This is a genomic window from Phenylobacterium aquaticum (genome assembly GCF_022695515.1).
Classification (GTDB): domain Bacteria; phylum Pseudomonadota; class Alphaproteobacteria; order Caulobacterales; family Caulobacteraceae; genus Phenylobacterium; species Phenylobacterium aquaticum.
Genome location: NZ_JALDPT010000064.1, coordinates 1 through 15,062, shown reverse-complemented (window position 1 = coordinate 15,062; position 15,062 = coordinate 1). Strand labels below are relative to the sequence as shown.

Below are 15,062 nucleotides of genomic sequence, written 5' to 3'. Positions count from 1 at the left end.
CCGCCAAGGGCCCGGCGACCGCCCTGGAAGGGCCCGGCGACCGCCCTGGCGCTCGAGGCCGCCCAGACGGCGCTCGCCACCTGCACGGCCAACGGCTTCAAGGTCTCGGTCAGCGTGGTCGACTCGGCCGGCGTGCTGAAGGTGCTGCTGGCCGGCGACGGCGTGCGCGCCATGGGCATCACCTCCAGCACCAAGAAGGCGACGACCTCGGTGGCCTTCAAGGCCCCGACCGCGGCAATCGCCGAGCAAGCCAAGACCGACACCGCTCTGGCGGCCAAGCTGGCGGCCGACACCACCCTGTTCGCCCGCGCCGGCGGCCAGCCGCTGATGTCCGGCGGCGAGCTGATCGGCGCGATCGGCGTCGGCGGCGCGCCGGGCGGTGAGAAGGACGATGTCTGCGCCCTGGCCGGCGTGGCGAAGATCAAGGACCGCCTCTAGACCCCACATCTGAGACGGACTTTGCGAGGCCGCCGGGTTCACCCCCGGCGGCCTCTTCCGTTTGGGTGGTCAGTGGGTTTCGCCCGACTTGCCCAGGCCGTTGAACCAGAGGTTCAGCAGCACCGCCGTGAGCGTGGCCAGCAGGATCCCGGAGTGCAGCAGCGGCGACAGGGCGGCGGGCATGGCCTGGAAGAACTTGTCGGCGACCAGCGGGATCATGCCGGCGCCGACCGAGACGGCGACGATGAACATGTTGTCGGGCGCTTCCGCCAGGCGGGCGGTGGTCAGGATCTTCACCCCCGTCGCCACCACCATGCCGAACATGACGAGCCCCGCCCCGCCCAGCACATAGGAGGGCACGGCGGCGACCAACGCGCCCAGCTTCGGGCTGAGGCTGAGGATCAGCATGATCACGCCAGCCGCGACGCAGACGAAGCGCGAGCGAACCTGGGTCACGCCGACCAGCCCGACGTTCTGGGAGAAGGAGGTGTAGGGGAAGGTGTTGAACACCCCGCCGATAATGGTGCCGAGGGCGTCGCCGCGCAGGCCGCGGGCCAGCGCCTTCTGGTCCAGGGGCCGGCCGACCATGTCGCCGACCGCCAGGAACATGCCGAAGCTCTCGATCATCACCACCAGCAGCACCAGGCACATGGTCACGATCGGGGCGATCTCGAAGCGCGGCATGCCGAACTGGAAGGGGCGCACCACGCGCAGCCAGGGCGCGGCGGCGACGCCGTCCAGGTGCATGCGTCCGAGCGCCAGGCAGAGCGCCGCGCCGGCGATCAGGCCCAGAAGTACAGCGATGTGGCGGATGAAGCCGGTGGCGAACTTGGTCAGCACCAGGATCACCGCCAGCACGAACAGGGCGATGCCCAGATAGAGCGGGCTGCCATAGTCCGGCGCGCTGGACTGACCGCCCGCCGCCCAGTCGATGCCGATCCGCATCAGGCTGACGCCGATCACCAGGATCACCGAGCCGGTCACCACCGGCGGAAACAGACGCGACAGCCGGCTGACGAAGCTGGCGGCGACCAGACCGAACACCCCGGCCCCGATCACCGAGCCATAGATCAGCTGCAGGGTCGCCGAGCGGTCGGCGCCCGCCGCCGCGCCAGCCGCGATCATGCTCATCATCGGGGCGACGGAGGCGAAGGTGACGCCCATCATGATCGGCAGTCGAACGCCGACGCCTGGCACGCCCAGGGACTGGATCAGGGTGGCGACCCCGCAGGCGAACAGGTCGGCGGTGATCAGCAGGGCCACGTCGGCGGGCGGCAGGCCGAGCGCGCGGCCGATGATCAGGGGCACGGCGACGGCGCCGGCGTACATGACCAGCACATGCTGCAGGCCGAGCGCCAGCAGCACATGGGGCGCCGGAATGCGGTCCACCGGGTGGATCTGGGGCTGGTCCGTCATGGTCTGTCCCTGGCTGTCTGGGTCTGAGCGAGGCCTGAGATTAGCGGGCCGGGCCCCCGATCCCGCCGGGCTTGCGGCGCGAACAGTTTCGCAAAAACCGCCAAGATCGCGGGCTCAGCCACCGCGATAGGTCGAGTAGCTGTAGGGGGTGAGCAGCAGGGGCACGTGATAGTGGCCGTCCGGCTCGGCGACCCCGAAACGGATCGGCACTTCATCCAGAAACGGCGGGTCGGCGATCACGGCGCCGGTCGCGCGGTGATAGGCGGCGGCGGCGAAGACCAGCTCATAGGCGCCGACCGTCAGACCGTCCTGCAGCACCACGCCTCGGCCCCGGTCGTCCAGAATCACCTCGGCCACGAAGACCGGGGCGGGATCCAGGCGGTAGAGGGTGACCTTCAGTCCGGCAGCGCCGGCGCCGCGGACGGTGTCAAGGGCGTGGGTGGTCAGTTGGCCGGCCATGCGCCTAGGAACTCCGGTTCGTCATAGCCGAGGAAGTCGGCGAGCAGGGCGTCCTGGTCCTGGAGGAACAGGCGGGCGCAGACCGCGCCGGCCAGCTTGGGCAGGGCGACTTTCAGGCCCGAGAGGGCGGAGGCGGACAGGCCGAGGCTGGCCAGGGCCGAATAGTTGAAGGCGTAGAGCCCGGCGACGCGGTCGGCGGCCTCCGGCGTCCTGGGCAGGAACTCGAAGCCGGGCCCCAGATAGGGATGCTGGTCGATCAGCGGATGGGCGAGGTCGGCGGGCGCCTCGTAGCGGTCGGCCCAAAGGGCGATATCCTCGCGCACGGCGTCGAGCTCGGGGCGCAGCCGGGTGTCGGTGACCAGGCCGGTGCTGAGGATCAGGAAGTCGAACCCCTGTTCGCCCTGGGGCGTGGTGACCACGGCGCCGTCCGGCGTCTCGCGCAGATCGAGCCACGGCGCGCCAAGATGCAGCCGGAACTCCGGATAGGCGGCAGCGCGCTCGAAGGTGTCGTTGGTCGGCGGCTGGGCGTGATCGAGGAAGTGGCGCATGGCCCGGTACTTCCGGCCGTCATCCAGGACCGCGTAATTGCGGATCAGACCCGAGACCTCCATGTGGCGGATCGGATTGATGCGCGGCATCTCCCGGCGGCGCATGAAGACGTGGACCTCGCCCACGCCCAGCGACAGGGCGTGCTGGGCGTTGTCGAAGGCCGAGGCGCCGCCGCCCAGAATGGCGATCCGGCGGCCCTTCAGCGCCTCAAAGTCTATCGCCTCTGACGTATGGGCGTAGCGGCTCCTCGGCAGGCGCTCGGCGACCATGGGCGGGGTGTGCCATTCGCCGCCGCCCTGGATCCCCGTGGCGAGGATGACGTTGCGCGCCAGCAGGGTCCCGTTTCCGGGCGCGCCGGCCCCGCCGATGAAGACCCGGTGCAGGCCGCCGCCCAGGGGTTCGATCCGGGTGACCTGGGCCTCGTTGCGGACCGGCAGATCCAGGACCTGCCGGTACCAGCGCAGGTAACGCATCCACTCCTGGCGCGGGATCTTGCCGAGCCCGTCCCAGCCGGCCTCGCCATATTGCGCGGTCCACCAGGTGCGGAAGGCGAGCGCCGGCATCCCCTGTTCGATGCTGCCCAGGTGCTTGGGCGTGCGCAGGGTGACCATGCGGGCGTAGGTGACCCAGGGGCCTTCGGCGCCGGCGGGGTTCTCATCCAGGATCAGGATGTTGCGGATCCGCTCACGCAGCAGGGCGAAGCCCGCCGCCAGGCCGCTCTGGCCGCCGCCGATAATCAGGGCGTCGAGCACGGGCTCGCCGTTGGGCCCCTGCCGTGGCTTGACCCAGTCGGGGCCGTTGAACTCCAGGGTCTCGAGGTCGCGGCGGACCTGCTGGCCCAGGGCCTCAAGGGCCGGGGAGGACTCGATGGCGGTGATGGCGTTCATGGCTGCGGCTCCGGGGTCAGGGCCTGCAGGGCGTCGGTCAGGCGCAGGCCGCTGATCAGCCCGACCTGGGCCAGGGCCTCGGCGAACTCGGCTTCCGGCGCGCCGGCCAGACGCTGGCGCATGGCGCCAGGATCCCGGCCTTGTCGTGCAGGCGCACGCAGATGATGAAGGGAAAGCCGAACCGCTCCGCATAGGCGGCGTTGAGGGCGTGGAACTCGCCGAACTCGGCCTCTGTCAGGCGGTCGAGGCCGGCGCTGGCCTGCTCGGCCGCGGAGTCGGCGGTCAGCCCCTGGGCGATTGCGGCCTTGTCGGCGAGCTGAGGGTGGGCGCGCAGCAGGGCGAGCTGTTCGGCGGTCGAGGCATCCGCGATGGCGGTCTGGAACGCCGCTTTCAGGGCCTCGGGCTCGGCGAAGGGGCCCTTCGCCCAGGCGCGTTCGGCGACCCAGGGGGAGTGCTCATAGAGATGACCGAAGGCGGCGAGGAAGGCCTCGCGCGTGGCGGGCAGGGGGCTCATGCGGCGAACTCGCGAGGTCGAGCCTGGGACCGGCGCCGATCACACCGTCGCGCTCTAGCTGGGCGGCGACCTGGATCAGCAGGGCCTCGCCGCCCGGCGCCGCAATCAGCTGGACGCCGACCGGCGGCGTGGCGGGCTGCACGATCGGCAGGGTCAGGCCCGGCAGGCCGATGAAGCTGATCGGCTGGGTGTACATGCCGGCATTGGCGCGAACCGACACCTCGGCGCCGTTCAGGCGGATGGTCGCCTGGCCGATCGGCTGGGCCGGGAAGGGCGTGGCCGGCGCGATCAGAACGTCGAAGGTCTCGAACAGGGCCAGGGCCTCGGCCAGGAAGCGGCGGCGATAACGGTGCGCGCGGGCGACGATGTGGGCCGGCAGCATGGCGCCGGCGATCAGCCGGTCGCGGGTGGCGGGATCGAAGTCGCCGGGACGCTCGCGCAGGTTTTTCAGGTGCAGCGATCCGCCTTCGCTGCCGGTGATGCAGAAGGCGGCGGATCGCGCGGCGTGGGCGCCCGGAAGCTCGGTGGCGGTCGCGGTGAGGGCGTCGGCGACCCGGGCCGCGGCGGCGACGACCAGATCCCCGGCTCCGGTCTCGAACCAGCCGCCCAGCCGACCGGCCCGCAGGCCCTGGGGCGGCATGTCGACCAGGGGCAGGGTGGGAATGGCCGGACCCTCGCGGCTCGCCGGATCCTGAGGGTCATGGCCCTGCAGGACGTCATAGGCGAGCGCCATGTCCCGGGCCGTCCGGGCGAAGGGCCCGGCGTGATCCAGGCTGTGCACGAAGGGCCGGACCCCGTGACGCGACAGGCCGCCGAAGGTGGGTTTCAGGCCATAGAGCCCGCAGAACGCCGCGGGCACGCGGATCGAGCCATTGGTGTCGGATCCCAGGGTCAGGGGAACCAGACCCGCCGCGACCGCCGCCGCCGACCCACCGGACGATCCGCCGGAGACCAGGCTCAGGTCGTGAGGATTACGGGTCGGTCCGTAGTGCGAATTCTCGGTCGTGAAGCCGTAGGCGTACTCGTCCATGTTCAGAGCGCCGACCAGGATCGCGCCGGCGTCCCGGAGCTTGGCCACCAGGGTGGCGTCGCGGGCGGCGGGCGGGTTCGAGGCATCGATGATCGAGCCGGCGAGGGTGGTGACCCCGGCGACGTCGAACAGGTTCTTCACCGCGAAGGGAACGCCGGCCAGGGGGCCCGGCGCCGCGCCGGCCGCCAGGGACGCATCCAGGGCGGCGGCTTCGGCCAAGGCGGTTTCCGTGAAGACCGCGGTGAAGGCGTTGATGGCCGGATCGGCCCGGGCGATCCGCTGAAGGCTGCGGGCCGTCATCTCCACGGCGGTGGTCCGGCCGGCCGCGACGGCCGCGGCGATCTCGAAGGCGGTTTCCGGCGCGGCGGTCATGGGCGCAGCAGGGTGGCGGGGTCGAGATCGTCGGCCATCTTGATCCCCTCGAAGTCCGACGCCCGGTCGAGCAGGATGGCGATATTGGCGGCCACAGCGCGGTGGCTGGTCTCGGACAGCTGCAGATCCAGCAGCGCGGCGGCCGCCGAGACGAAGGCGTCGATCTCGTCGGAGCTGGCCATCAGGGCGCCTGATAGGGATGGGTCGCCAGCCAGTGACGGGCGATGTCGATGCGCTTGGCCACCCAGACCCGATCATGGGCCAGGACGTAGTCGAGGAACTTGGCGACCGAGGCCAGGCGCGCGGGCCGTCCGGCCACACGGCAGTGCAGGCCGATGGACAGCATCTTCGGCGCGGTCTCGCCCTCGGCGTAAAGGGTGTCGAAGGCGTCCTTCAGATAGTTCAGGAACTGGTCGCCGGCGTTGAAGCCCTGATAGGCGACGAACCGCATGTCGTTGGTGTCGAGCGTATAGGGCACGATCAGCTGCGGCTGGCCGTGCTGGTCGTCGTAATAGGGCAGGTCGTCGGCGTAGGAGTCGGCGTCATAGACGAAGCCGCCCTCTTCCGAGACCAGGCGCGCGGTGTTGGGGCTGGTGCGGCCCTGGTACCAGCCCAGAGGCCGCTCCCCCGTCAGCCGGGTGTGAATCTCGATGGCCTTGGCGATGTGCTCGCGCTCGATCTCCGCCGGGACGTCCTGGTAGTTGATCCAGCGATAGCCGTGGGTGGCGATCTCCCAGCCGGCCTCCCGCATGGCCTCGACGGCCAGCGGATTGCGCTCCAGCGCCATGGCCACGCCGTAGACGGTGAGCGGCGCGCCGCGGGAGACGAAGAGGTCCCGCAGCCGCCAGAAGCCGGCGCGGGAGCCATATTCGTAGAGGCTCTCCATCGACATGTGCCGGGCGCCGGGGATCGCCTGGGCGCCGACCATCTCCGACAGAAAGGCTTCGGCGGCGGGGTCGCCGTGCAGCACGGAATTCTCCGCGCCTTCCTCGTAGTTGAGCACGAACTGGACAGCGATGCGGGCGCCGTTCGGCCACTGGGCGTGGGGCGCCGGCCGCCATAGCCGATCAGGTCGCGGGGATAGGTCACGCGGCGATCCCCGATCCGAAGACCGCCAGGGCCGCATCCACCGCCTGGCCGGACGGGAGCGCGACGCCTTCGGTGCGCAGCACGGCCTCCAGGGCTCCCAGGGTGTTGAGCACATTGGGCTTGGTGCAGTTGTAGCCCATGGCGCCCAGCCGCCAGATCTTGCCGTGCAGCGGGCCGAAGGAGCTGCCGATCTCGATGCCGAAATCGACCCGCATCCGGGCCCGCACCCGTTCGCCGTCGACGCCCTCGGGGATGTAGACTCCCGTGACATTGGTCATCTTGTGGGCGCGGTCGCCGTAGACGGTCAGACCCATGGCCTCGACCCCCGCGGTCATGGCCCGGCCGGCGGCCGCATGGCGGGCGAAGCGGGCCTCGAGCCCCTCGGCCAGAACCAGCCGGGCGCACTCGCGCGCGCCATAGAGCAGGGTGGTGGACTCGGTGTGGTGGTTCAGCCGGCGCTCGGACCAGTAGTCCATGATCATCGCCAGATCGAAATAGTTGGACGCGATCCTGGGGCCGTTTCCCGAAGGACCGCCGGCCGCCAGGCCCAACTCGACATGCCGGCGCGAGAAGATGTGCTCGGCCGCACGGTCGGAGATCGTGATGGGCGCGATGCCCGACGGCCCGCCCAGGCACTTCTGCAGGCCGGCGCTGACGATGTCCGCGCCCCAGGCGTCGACCGGGGTCGGCATGCCGGCGAGCGTCGCGGTGGCGTCGACGAAGGAGAGCGCGCCGCATTGGCGGGCGACCTCGCCCAGGCCCTCAAGCGGCTGGGCCATGGTGGTGGAGGTGTCGCCGTGCACGCAGGCGATCAGCCGGGGCTTCACGGCGGCGGCCGCCTCGGCCAGCTTCGCCATCGGCACGACTTCGCCCCACGGGGCTGAGACCACATGCACCACCGCGCCGCAGCGTTCGGCGATCTCGGTCAGCAGGGCGCCGAAGCGGCCGTGACTGGCCACCAGGCAGACGTCGCCGGGCGCGAGCACCGAGATCAAGGCCGCCTCGATCGCCGCCCGCGCCGTGCCGTCGATCAGAAAGGTCTGGCGGTTCTGCGTCTGGAAGACCTGGCGATAGAGCGCCATGGTCTCGTTCATATAGTCGGTGAATTCCGGATCGAACTGGCCGAGCAACTGGGCCGACATGGCCCGCAGCACCCGCGGATGGGCGTTGGCGGGGCCCGGCCCCATCAGCAGCCGCTGGGGCGGATCGATCTCGCCGGCCCCAAGGCCGTCTGACGCGCTCATAGGCCGCGCGCCTCCAGGCGCTCGACGAAGGCGACCATGGCGCGGGCTGCGAAGCCGGTGTCCTCGTAGGTGACCTGCTCCGCCGAATTGTGGCTGACCCCGCCCTCGCAGCGGATGAACAGCATGGCCACCGGCGCGATGCGGGCGACGGCCATGGCGTCGTGACCCGCCCCGCTCATCAGCATCCGGGCGGGCACGCCGACATCCTCCACCGCCTCGCCCATCAGCCGGGTCAGTTCCGGATCGCAGGGGCAGCCGGGCAGGTCCTGGACCTGGACGAATTCCAGGCTCAGCCCACGGGCTTCGGCGATCCCCTCCAGCTCCTGGCGGATGTGCTCGGCGGCGGCGTTGCGGGTGTCACGGTCGCTGGCGCGCACGTCGATGAAGATCTCCGCCTCGCCGGCGATGACGTTGAAGGCCGAGGTCGAGGTCTGGAACTTGCCGACCGTGCCGACCAGGTCCTGGGCCCCGTCGCGGCAGATGCGCTCCACGGCCAGGACGCCGGCGGCGCCGGCGGCGAGCGCGTCGGCGCGCAGGTTCATGGGCGTGGTGCCCGCATGTCCCGCCGTGCCCACGAACTTGGCCCGCAGCCGCAGCTGGGCGGCGATGCCGGTCACGACGCCGATGGGCAGGCCCTCCGACTCCAGGACCGGGCCTTGTTCAATATGGGCTTCGACATAGGCCAGAACTTCTCCAGGTCGCCGGACCGCTTCGGCCACGCGGCTGGGATCCAGGCCGAACGCTTCCAGGGACTGAGCCAGGGTGACGCCGTTCTGGTCGGTCAAGGCCAGAGCTTCCGCGCTGACGCCGCTGGCGATCGCCTTGCTGCACAACATGGAGGCAGGGAATCTGGAGCCTTCCTCGTCGCCAAAGGCGATGACCTCGATGGCGAAGGGCAGGCGCCGCCCGGCGCGGGAGAAGGCCGCGACGCATTCGACGCCCAGCATCACGCCCAGCGCCCCGTCATAGCGGCCGCTGTCAGGCACGGTGTCGATATGCGAACCGATCAGCAGGGCCGGCGCGCCGGGCGTCAGCCCCTCATAGCGGCCGATGAGATTGCCCATCGGATCCAGGCGGACGCTCATGCCCGCCTCCGTCATCCAGTCGCTCAACAGGTCGAGCGCATGGCGATGCGACGCGGTCAGGTACGGCCTGAGGAGAAAGGCGCTGCTCTCACTGTAGGGCGCGGCGCCGAGGGCGTCGCAGCGCGCCACAGGACGGAGCCCCATGTCGGGAATCAGTAAATCCATAACCTGCCGAGCAACGATTGCGTCCATGACGTCGGGGCGCCGGAACAGCGGCGGCTCCCACATCCGCCTCGCACTCCAGCCCGATCATCTTGGCGCCTCCGTCCGCGCCGGACCTTCAGATAGCGTTTGAAAGTGCTAGCGGGTCGCAGCCCGCCCTGGCTGAAGCCTTGCCGGTTGTCTTCGCTATGATCTGCGCTAAGCGGGCGAAGAGGTCGGAATGCTGAATGCGGTGCGAAGTTCGCGGGGGATGGTGACGTCTCCCCATCACCTGGCCAGCAGCGCGGGGCTGCAGGTGCTGCGCGCCGGCGGCACGGCGGCGGAGGCCGCAGTGGCCACGGCGGCGACGCTTGCGGTGGTCTATCCGCACATGAACAGCATCGGCGGCGACAGCTTCTGGCTGGTGTCCGAACCGGGCGCCGACCCGGTGGCGGTGGACGCCTGTGGCCGCGCGGCGGGCCGCGCCGATGTGGAGCTCTATCGCCAGCAAGGCTTCGAGCGGATCCCCTGGCGCGGACCGCTGGCCGCCAACACCGTGGCCGGGACCCTGTCGGGCTGGGCGCGGGTGCTGGAACTGGGCGGGGCCGGCATGAGCCTGGACGCTGTTCTGGGCGAGGCGATCCGCCTGGCCGAGGAGGGCGTGGTCGCCGGCGCCGGCCTGTCGGAGATGGTCGCCGCCAAGCAGGCCGAGCTGGAGGCCTTGCCCGGTTTCGCTGAGGTGTTCCTGCCCGGCGGAGACCCCATCGGATGCGGCCAGCGCCTGATGCAGCCGGCGCTCGCCCGCACCCTGCGTCGCCTGGCGAGCGACGGACTGGACAGCTTCTATCGCGGGGCCCTGGCGGAGGATTTCGCCGCCGACCTGGAGGCGGCCGGATCGCCGGTTGGGCTGGAGGATCTGCGGGCCCACCGTGCGGACACGGTCGCCCCGCTCAGCGTCAGCGTCTCCGGCGCGCGGCTGTTCAACCTGCCGCCGCCGACCCAGGGCGTGGCCTCGCTGCTGATCCTGGCCCTGTTCGATCGGCTGGAATGCGAGCGCGGCGAGAGCTTCGAGCATCTGCATGGGCTGATCGAGGCGACCAAGCAGGCCTTCCGGGTGCGTGACGCCCATGTCGGCGATCCGGGCGCCTGGTCGGCCCAGGCGGTGCTGGACGACTGGCGCGGGCTGGACCGCATGGCCGGCCGCATCGACCCGCGCACGGCTGCCCCCTGGCCCCCGTCGCCGATCGGCGGCGACACCGTCTGGTTCGGCGTGATCGACGCCGAGGGCCGGGCGGTGAGCGCGATCCAGAGCACCTATTTCGAGTTCGGCTCAGGTCTTGCCCTGCCGCGCACCGGGGTGATCTGGCAGAACCGCGGCTGCAGCTTCAGCCTGGCCGGCGAAGGCCCCAACCAGCTGAAGCCGGGCGCCAAGCCGTTTCACACCCTCAATCCCGCCATGGCCCGCTTCGACGACGGCCGGGTGATGGTCTACGGCACCATGGGCGGGGAGGGGCAGCCCCAGACCCAGGCGGCGGTGTTCAGCCGCTATGCGCGCTTCGGCCAGGACCTGCAGCAGGCGGTGACCGCGCCGCGCTGGCTGCTCGGCCGCACCTGGGGCGACGACGCCACCAATCTGAAGCTGGAGGATCGCTTTCCCCGCGCCCTGGTCGACCGTCTGCGGGCGCCGGCCATGACGTCGAGGTGGTCGCCCCGTTCACCAGCCTGATGGGCCATGCCGGCGCCATCGTCCGGGCGGCGGACGGGGTGCTCGAAGGGGCGACCGACCCCCGCAGCGAGGGCGCGGTCGCCGCCTACTAGGCGACGGCGGCGACGGCGGCTGCCGCCGGCCGCTCGATCAGCAGGCGGGTCCGCTCGACCAGGAAGTCGGCGAACAGCCGCACGCGGGCCGGCAGCAGGTGCTTGTTGGGATAGAGCAGGGTCAGCGACACCGCCTCCGGCGGGAAGGCCGGCATCAGGGCTTCCAACTCGCCGCGCCGCAGATGGTCGGCGACCTCCCAATAGGGCTTCAGCACGATGCCGGCGCCCTGCAGGGCCCATTCGGTCAGCACGTCGCCGTCGTCAGCGTCGAAGCGGCCGGCCACCGGCACGACCGTCGGGCCGGCGGGGGTCTCCAGGGTCCAGCGGGCCTGGGCGCTGCCGGGATAGCGGAGCAGGAGGCAGTTGTGCTGCAGCAGATCGTCCGGCGTCTCGGGCCGGCCGTGCTGTTCGAGATAGGCCGGCGAAGCGCAGAGCACCCGGGGGCAGTCGGCGATCTTGCGGACCACCAGGCTGGAGTCCGGCAGCACCGCCATGCGGACCGCGACGTCTACAGATTCCGAGAGGAGGTCGATCACATGATCAGACAGCCGCAGCCGGATCTCCAGGCGCGGATAGAGGGCGTGGAACTCCGAGACCAGCGGCGCCAGGAACCGGCGTCCGAAGCCCAGGGGCGCGGTCACCCGAAGCGTTCCGGTCGGTACGCCGCTGGCCGTGGCCATGCTGTTCTCGGCCCGCTCCACGGCGGCCAGGACGTCGAGGGCGTGCTCATAGAAGATCAGGCCCGCCTCGGTCGGCTGCAGGCTGCGGGTGGTGCGGTTCAGCAGGCGGATGCCCATCTGCTCTTCCAGCTGAAGGATGCGGTGGCTGGCGGCGGCGGCCGACAGACGCAGGTTGCGCGCGGCGGCCGAGATGCTCTTCAGCTCCACGGCCTTCACGAAAACGGACAGCTCATTCAACACGAGTCACCTCCGGCGGACCTGGTCCGCGCTCGCGGCTTCCAGACGCGCCATCGCGCCCTTCCTACAAGCCGTGAGCTCGATGGGAGTTTGAATGCGGTGGAAATTCAAGGTGATGGCGCAGGGCTGGCGGCGGAGGACCGTGCCTGACCCGGATTTGATCACAATTGACGCCCCGTTGCGGCCCTCTGCCTACGGATTTGTCGGGCCTTCCCGCCTGGCGTGTGTTCGCGCGGTCTGAAACAGGTATTCGATGATTCAGGTCCGAGGTCTGGAGCGACCTTCTTCTTGCGCCGGAGGTCATCCAGCTTACGAAAATCGTTGAAACTCTTGGAGCAAGGCCGTCAAGACGTGCGACCTTCTGGCGCCTGTCGCGGTCAGGAGCCCGCGGACGGATCCTGCGACCAATCCCTGGGGGCGGACCTGGGCCGCATCGAGAGGGTGTGGCTCTGGAAATTGACGTCGCCTTCGCCCGTCACCGCATAGAGCGCCTCGAAGGCGGGGGAGGTCTTGGCGACCGATTTGAGGGCCTTCAAACCCTCGGCGCTGGAGACCTGCTCGGCCGCGGCGACGGCGCCGATGTCGCGGGCGCCGGCGACGATGGCGATGTGGTTGCCCGCCGGCCCCCGGAAGGCGGCGAAATAGCCGTAGTCGCTATAGACGCCGCCGCGGGACGGCCCCATGGCGCCCTGGCTGAAATAGGCCTTGCGGGTCCCGGTATCGATCAGCTCGTCGTAACTCTCCCCGACCCGGTAATTCGAACCGGAAAAGGCCGGGGCGCTCAGGGGGCCGAGACCGCTGAGATAGCCGACATAGATGATGTCGTGGGTCTTCAGCATGTCGGGCGTCAGCTGCGAGGCGCGTAGGACGGTCACGGGCTTTCGGCCGGCGAACAGTCCAGAGAGGCGAGTGACCGCTGGCGCGCTGGAGGTCGGCAGGTAGCTGAGCCCCAGGTCGACATAGCGGGCGGCCTTGTCGGGATGCTGCATCAGGAACTGGGTCAGGTCGTCCGGCGAATTGACGCCGTATTCCCGGACCAGCCGGGCGATCTCCATGCCGTCGTCGGATTCGCCGAAGATGTAATAGTCCCCGACCACCAGGGTCAGGGGAAACCGGCTGTCGAGAAAGGGACGCCAGACGGGACTGGCGGCCGCCAGATCGGCGGGGGTGGCGGGCCGGTGCAGCACTACGGCGAGGGCCGCCAGGTTGATCGCGGCGAGCAGCAGGCCCGCCAGCACGAATAAGCTGGACCGCCGGCTCAGGGGCGGCGAGGCCGGCAGAGTGGGACCTGCGGCGGTCGTCTCCGGCTCGGCGACGATCCGGTACTCGCCCTTGGCCAGGGTCAGCCGATGACCGCTGGCCGACGCGGCGGTCCGGGCATGATGGTCGAGCTTGGCGCGCAGCCGGTGGGCATAGACCCGGACCACCGCGTCCTGGCCGGCCTCGAAGTCGCCCGAGCGGCCGAAGACCTCATAGGCGATCTCCCGCTCCTTCGGCGACCGCCCCTCGACCGCGCGGGCCACCAGATAGTCGAACAGGCCGATCAGCAGCCGCGACCGGCCCAGCACGCCGCTGGCCCGCACCTCGGCCGCCAGGGCGACCAGCAGGTCGGCGGACTCGGCGTCCGGGGCGCTTCTGATAACGTTCTGTAACATCCCGGATAACCGTAAATCACATGACGCCCCGGGGCGGCGCGCTAACCCTTCAGGCTCGAGGCGACCGGTCCAGTGCGGACGAATGCGGCGCCGGGGGGCGTGAATGGCTGCGAACTTGGCGCCCAGGGCGGGGTGGCGCGCATGGATGCTGGGCGGCGTCGGCCTGCTGGCGGTCCTGCTCGCCCTCTATGTCGTCGCGGCGCGACGGGACGCGCAGCTGCTGCGCGCGGACCCTGACGCGCCCATTGCTGATGCGGGTCTGAAGCGCGCCGCCGTCGCGGCCGGACGCGGGGTATTCGCCGCCAACTGCGCGAGCTGCCATGGCGCAGACGGGCGCGGCGGGCGGGGGGTTCCGAACCTGACCGACCACGACTGGCTCTATGGAACCGGCGCGGTGGGCGAGATCGAGCAGACGGTCGCCTATGGAATTCGCTCGCACGATCCCAAGGGCTGGAACCTGGCGGTCATGCCCGCCTATGGGACGATCAAACCGAGCCCGGCCCACCAGATCGACCCGCTCAGCCCCGGCGACATTGCCGACGTGATCGCCTTCCTGGATCGCGCGCGGGGGCAGCCGGTCTCCGATGACGGCGCCGTCCAACGGGGGCAGGCGATCTATGCCGGGCGCGGCGGCTGCTACGACTGTCACGGCGGGGACGCCCGCGGCGACCCGGCGATCGGCGCCCCCAACCTGCTCGACCATGTCTGGCTCTATGGCGACGGCGGCGACGCCAGCGTCTTTCAATCCATCGCGCTCGGGCGGCGGGGCGTGATGCCCGGCTTCCTGGGCCGGCTGTCGGCCCTGAAGCTGCGTCAGGTCGCGCTCTATGTCCGCTCGCTATCCGAGACCCCGAAGGAGACCCCATGACCGCTGAAGCGCCGCCGAGCGGCTGGTCGAGCCTGAGCCAGGTCTATCCCCGCCGCGCCTTCGTGCTGGCCGGACTGGGGGCGGGCCTGGGCCTGGCCCTGGCCGGGGTCGCCCTGTTCACCGCCAAGGGCACCTCGACCCTGGTGGTCCCCGCCGACGCCGTCGCCATGGTCAATCAGCAGCCGATCTCGCGCATCGACTATGACGCCCAACTGCGGGTCCTGGCGCCCGAGCCCGGCGACGCCACCCCGGCGGTGCGCAAGCAGGTCCTGGACGACATGATCCGCGAGGAACTGTTCGTCCAGCGCGCCAAGGAGCTGGACCTGGCGGTGATGGATCCCGAGATCCGCGCCGCCATGGTCAAGGCGGTCGAGGCTCAGGCCGCCGCCAATGTGGTCACCGCCCGGGCGACCGAGGACCAGGTCCGCGCCTATTACGACGCCCACCGGGACAAGTACGCGAGCGAGGGGACCATGACGGTCCGCGACCTGGTGTTCCCTTCCGGCACGGCCGACGCGGCGCGCGCGGCCCTGGCGGGCGGGGCGCCCGTCGCCGCGGTCCTGGCCCGGTTCGGCGGCCG

Annotated in this window: 14 protein-coding genes and 1 pseudogene; 4 read left to right on the top strand and 11 right to left on the bottom strand. The window is 70.7% G+C overall.

All coding sequences use genetic code 11. The annotated features are described in order from the left end of the window. Positions 1-438: GlcG/HbpS family heme-binding protein (locus MQH10_RS25330; protein ID WP_242566746.1), on the top strand; the 438-nt coding region annotated here is incomplete at its 5' end. Positions 439-507: 69 nt separating this feature from the next. Here the strand turns inward: MQH10_RS25330 and MQH10_RS25325 are convergent. The 9 genes and pseudogenes from MQH10_RS25325 to MQH10_RS25285 form a co-directional block, all read right to left on the bottom strand. After that, a complete protein-coding gene (locus tag MQH10_RS25325; RefSeq protein ID WP_242566745.1) occupies positions 508-1,854 on the bottom strand; it encodes a nucleobase:cation symporter-2 family protein in 1,347 nt (448 codons plus the stop codon). Between the two features lie 114 nt (positions 1,855-1,968). Then, complete coding sequence (gene uraH / locus MQH10_RS25320; protein ID WP_242566744.1) at positions 1,969-2,313, bottom strand: hydroxyisourate hydrolase; 345 nt, start codon at positions 2,311-2,313, stop codon at positions 1,969-1,971. Then, positions 2,298-3,749 (bottom strand): NAD(P)-binding domain-containing protein, encoded by a 1,452-nt coding sequence (locus MQH10_RS25315; RefSeq protein ID WP_242566743.1) that lies wholly within the window; start codon positions 3,747-3,749, stop codon positions 2,298-2,300. The genes uraH and MQH10_RS25315 overlap by 16 nt, the downstream gene beginning before the upstream one ends. A gap of 55 nt (positions 3,750-3,804) precedes the next feature. Further along, a complete protein-coding gene (uraD, locus tag MQH10_RS25310) occupies positions 3,805-4,263 on the bottom strand; it encodes a 2-oxo-4-hydroxy-4-carboxy-5-ureidoimidazoline decarboxylase (RefSeq protein ID WP_336605233.1) in 459 nt (152 codons plus the stop codon). Further along, on the bottom strand, positions 4,205-5,665 hold the full coding sequence (locus tag MQH10_RS25305; protein ID WP_242566742.1) for an AtzE family amidohydrolase: 1,461 nt from the start codon (positions 5,663-5,665) through the stop codon (positions 4,205-4,207). Before MQH10_RS25305 ends, uraD begins: the two co-directional genes overlap by 59 nt. Further along, positions 5,662-5,847 (bottom strand): AtzG-like protein, encoded by a 186-nt coding sequence (locus MQH10_RS25300; RefSeq protein WP_242566741.1) that lies wholly within the window; start codon positions 5,845-5,847, stop codon positions 5,662-5,664. The genes MQH10_RS25305 and MQH10_RS25300 overlap by 4 nt, the downstream gene beginning before the upstream one ends. Further along, a pseudogene (puuE, locus tag MQH10_RS25295) lies at positions 5,847-6,754 on the bottom strand (allantoinase PuuE). Before puuE ends, MQH10_RS25300 begins: the two are co-directional and overlap by 1 nt. Beyond that, on the bottom strand, positions 6,751-7,998 hold the full coding sequence (locus MQH10_RS25290; RefSeq protein WP_242566740.1) for a pyridoxal-phosphate-dependent aminotransferase family protein: 1,248 nt from the start codon (positions 7,996-7,998) through the stop codon (positions 6,751-6,753). The pseudogene puuE and the gene MQH10_RS25290 overlap by 4 nt, the downstream one beginning before the upstream one ends. Then, entirely contained in the window at positions 7,995-9,227 is a 1,233-nt protein-coding gene (locus tag MQH10_RS25285) for an allantoate amidohydrolase (RefSeq protein WP_242566739.1), read from the bottom strand. Before MQH10_RS25285 ends, MQH10_RS25290 begins: the two co-directional genes overlap by 4 nt. Before the next feature lie 268 nt (positions 9,228-9,495). On the opposite strand from MQH10_RS25285, the gene MQH10_RS25280 reads away from it, so the two are divergent. Further along, positions 9,496-10,950 carry a gamma-glutamyltransferase family protein gene (locus MQH10_RS25280; protein WP_242566738.1) on the top strand — a complete coding sequence of 485 codons (1,455 nt, stop codon included), beginning with the start codon at positions 9,496-9,498 and terminating at the stop codon, positions 10,948-10,950. Between the two features lie 88 nt (positions 10,951-11,038). On the opposite strand, the gene MQH10_RS25275 is transcribed toward MQH10_RS25280, so the two are convergent. Further along, a complete protein-coding gene (locus MQH10_RS25275) occupies positions 11,039-11,962 on the bottom strand; it encodes a LysR family transcriptional regulator (protein WP_242566737.1) in 924 nt (307 codons plus the stop codon). A gap of 374 nt (positions 11,963-12,336) precedes the next feature. Further along, the gene (locus MQH10_RS25270) at positions 12,337-13,614 is read right to left on the bottom strand and encodes a hypothetical protein (RefSeq protein ID WP_242566736.1); all 1,278 of its coding nucleotides are present in this window, start codon (positions 13,612-13,614) and stop codon (positions 12,337-12,339) included. 103 nt (positions 13,615-13,717) lie between these two features. Between MQH10_RS25270 and MQH10_RS25265 the strand changes: the two genes are divergently transcribed. Continuing rightward, the gene (locus MQH10_RS25265; protein WP_242566735.1) at positions 13,718-14,482 is read left to right on the top strand and encodes a c-type cytochrome; all 765 of its coding nucleotides are present in this window, start codon (positions 13,718-13,720) and stop codon (positions 14,480-14,482) included. Next, positions 14,479-15,062: SurA N-terminal domain-containing protein (locus tag MQH10_RS25260; RefSeq protein ID WP_242566734.1), on the top strand; the 584-nt coding region annotated here is incomplete at its 3' end. The genes MQH10_RS25265 and MQH10_RS25260, both read left to right, overlap by 4 nt.